At 37.3% G+C, this 2,652-nt stretch carries 3 protein-coding genes; all 3 read left to right on the forward strand.

The window, feature by feature from the left end; genetic code table 11:
- Positions 1–342 precede the first annotated feature (342 nt).
- The 3 genes from J2Z48_RS15635 to J2Z48_RS15645 all read left to right on the forward strand — a co-directional run bounded on the left by J2Z48_RS15635 (position 343) and on the right by J2Z48_RS15645 (position 2,343).
- On the forward strand, positions 343–663 hold the full coding sequence (locus tag J2Z48_RS15635) for an EthD family reductase (protein WP_307255009.1): 321 nt from the start codon (positions 343–345) through the stop codon (positions 661–663).
- 188 nt (positions 664–851) lie between these two features.
- Positions 852–1,910, forward strand: a complete 1,059-nt coding sequence (locus J2Z48_RS15640) for a type III polyketide synthase (RefSeq protein ID WP_307255011.1) — start codon at positions 852–854, stop codon at positions 1,908–1,910.
- 64 nt (positions 1,911–1,974) lie between these two features.
- The gene (locus J2Z48_RS15645) at positions 1,975–2,343 is read left to right on the forward strand and encodes a hypothetical protein (RefSeq protein ID WP_307255013.1); all 369 of its coding nucleotides are present in this window, start codon (positions 1,975–1,977) and stop codon (positions 2,341–2,343) included.
- Positions 2,344–2,652 lie beyond the last annotated feature (309 nt).

Genomic DNA, 2,652 nt, shown 5'->3' on the forward strand with positions numbered 1-2,652 from the left:
TCGTAACAAGGTATCCCTACCGGAAGGTGGGGATGGATCACCTCCTTTCTATGGAGCTCTTATGAGCATAACGATATACACACTCTCAGGTCTTGGCTTCTTACTCACTCTTTAGTTTTCAGGGAATACCAAAAAACTTCCTACATTAGAGGAAGTTTTTTTCGTATTAACAGTCTGTAAGGCTATACACGTTGTTAGATAAAGTCATTTGTAATAAAAAATGTATCACATTAGTTTAGAATGATACACATTGGTAATAACATATTGCACTGTGGACAACTACTCAATTTAGCCTTTATGATGTTAGTATGCTTATATTCAAATAACAGGGGTGTGGCCCAGATGTTTAAGACAGTTGGAATCTATAAAAATATCAAGGATCCCAATGCGTTTGAAGAATACTATCAAACAAAGGTGTTTCCTATTATCTTAAGCTTACCAGGGGTGCTCAATATTCGAGTCTCGACCCTTATTCCAACAGGACAAAGTAACCCCAACGACGATTCAGTCAAAATACTATTTGAAACCTATTATGAGTCCGCAGAGGCTCTCGAACAACTTATGAGCTCAGAAGCTGGAAAAGATGTTATTCAACTCATATTAGGACATGATTTAGCGGAGTTCGAGAGCTACATAGGAATAGAGACTTTCTTTGGGAAATGATTAAATTTCTACTTTATGATAACGACCCTGAGGTAAATGTACTTTATTAAATACATTTTCTCAGGGTTATTTAATAAAAAGATAATAGTATTTACACTTATAAATGTTATAATATTTTACATAAAATAATTTTGTTGAAAACATAAGATAAAATAACTTTGTTGAAAACATAAAATATGAGGTGAACTATGGGGAAAGTTGTTTCGATTGGTAAAGCATTTCCTTCTTATTTGTGGAAACAAGGGTCGGCTAAAGAGTTTGTTGATAATCGTTTTCAAGACCATATTCCAAATCGAGAAAAAGCCTTACAAGCGTATGATAATGGTCGGATCGAGCAGCGTTATTTGGCTGTTCCCTTTGAACGGGAACTACAACAGCGGAGCTTTGATGAAAAAAACCGCCAGTTCGAAGAATATTTCATAAAAATGAGTAAGGAATCGATCCTAGAATGCCTAGAAAACGTAAATACGCATCCAGAAGAAATCGATCATATTGTGTTTGTAACAAGTTCAGGAGTTATTCATCAAGGGATACTTAGCGTTTTATGCCAAGAAATTCAATGTAGAGTGAACGTGAGATGTACCTTGTTATTTGGACTCGGTTGCGCTGGCGGTGCAGGTGGACTAGCTAGAGTGAACGAATTACTAGCAAATCATCCCCGAGGCAAAGCTGTACTGTGCTGTATAGAGTCTTTTAGTATCAATTTTATAGTTGATGAGGCCTCCCCTGCTCATTTAGTATATTTAAGTCTATTTGGAGATGGTGCTGCTGCAGCATTAATAGTTGGAGACGAGTTAGCGGATGATTTTGTGGGACCTTCTATTATAGCTTCCGAGAGTGTGCTCATCCCAAATAGTAGGGACCTTGTTCACATAGGAGTAAAAGATGGTGGATTTACGGGGGGAGTCTCCCAAAAACTGCCTCTACTATTGGACAAGCACCTAGAAGGAAATACGAAGCGATTCATGGAGAGTCAGGGTATTACGTCGGAGCAAATTTCTAGCTATATTGTTCATGCAGGAGGCAAGAGAATCTTAGAGATTGCTGCTAAAAGGCTTCATATAGATCATGAAGATCTGAAGCATTCATGGGAGATATTGCGAAAGAGTGGAAATACAGCATCCGTTCTAGTCTTACTTATATTGGATGAACTAATGAGAAAAGAGCCGCCTAATCACGGAGATCTTTCATTGATGTTGGCAGTGGGTCCAGGTATTACACTCGAACAAGTAATGCTACGGTGGTAGAAGTGTAACGTTTGTTTTTGCAATCATTCTACATTTAATATTTTTCATAATGGTAGGTGGTCTTATGTACAAAACGATAGCAGTTTACTCCCATATTCATGATTTGAATGAGTTTGAAGTTTTTTATGCTAATGAAGTGATTCCTCGCATCCTAGGCTTAGAAGAAGTAAAGCATATTCGATTCACCACCCTGATCCCAACAGATCAAATAGCTACTCATTCAGAAGAAGTTAGTGTACTCATCGAAACATATTATCATTCAGCTGAAGCATTACATAGTGTTTTAGGCTCAGAAGAAAGCAAGGAGATAACACAATGCTTTCTCTATATTCAGGAGAGTGGGATGGCAAGGATCGAGTCTTTTTTGGGCAATGAAGTTGTATTTGATAGCTATATAGGTGAAGCGAGTCAGGATGGATCATGGGGTATATGATAGGTAAATAATCTTGTATCGAGTGAATCGTGACTCCATTTTACTTACGAGTAATTTGACCGATCATGTTATAATTTCGGTTTATCTGAATGTGATTGTGAAACACGTATATAGTGTGTTTTTGTTCTATAAAAAAATTGTAGAATAAGTGTTGACTCTTATTTATCTGCATGCTATATTAATACATGTCGCCGCGAGATGCGGTGCACAAAATAACGAAATGATGCACCTTGAAAATTAGATACAGAAATGAAGAAAGATAGAAGACATCATTAAACACATGAGTCTTCCGTCATGTTGCATTCACCG

The sequence above is a fragment of the Croceifilum oryzae genome (genome assembly GCF_030814315.1).
GTDB classification, from domain to species: Bacteria; Bacillota; Bacilli; order Thermoactinomycetales; family Thermoactinomycetaceae; genus Baia; species Baia oryzae.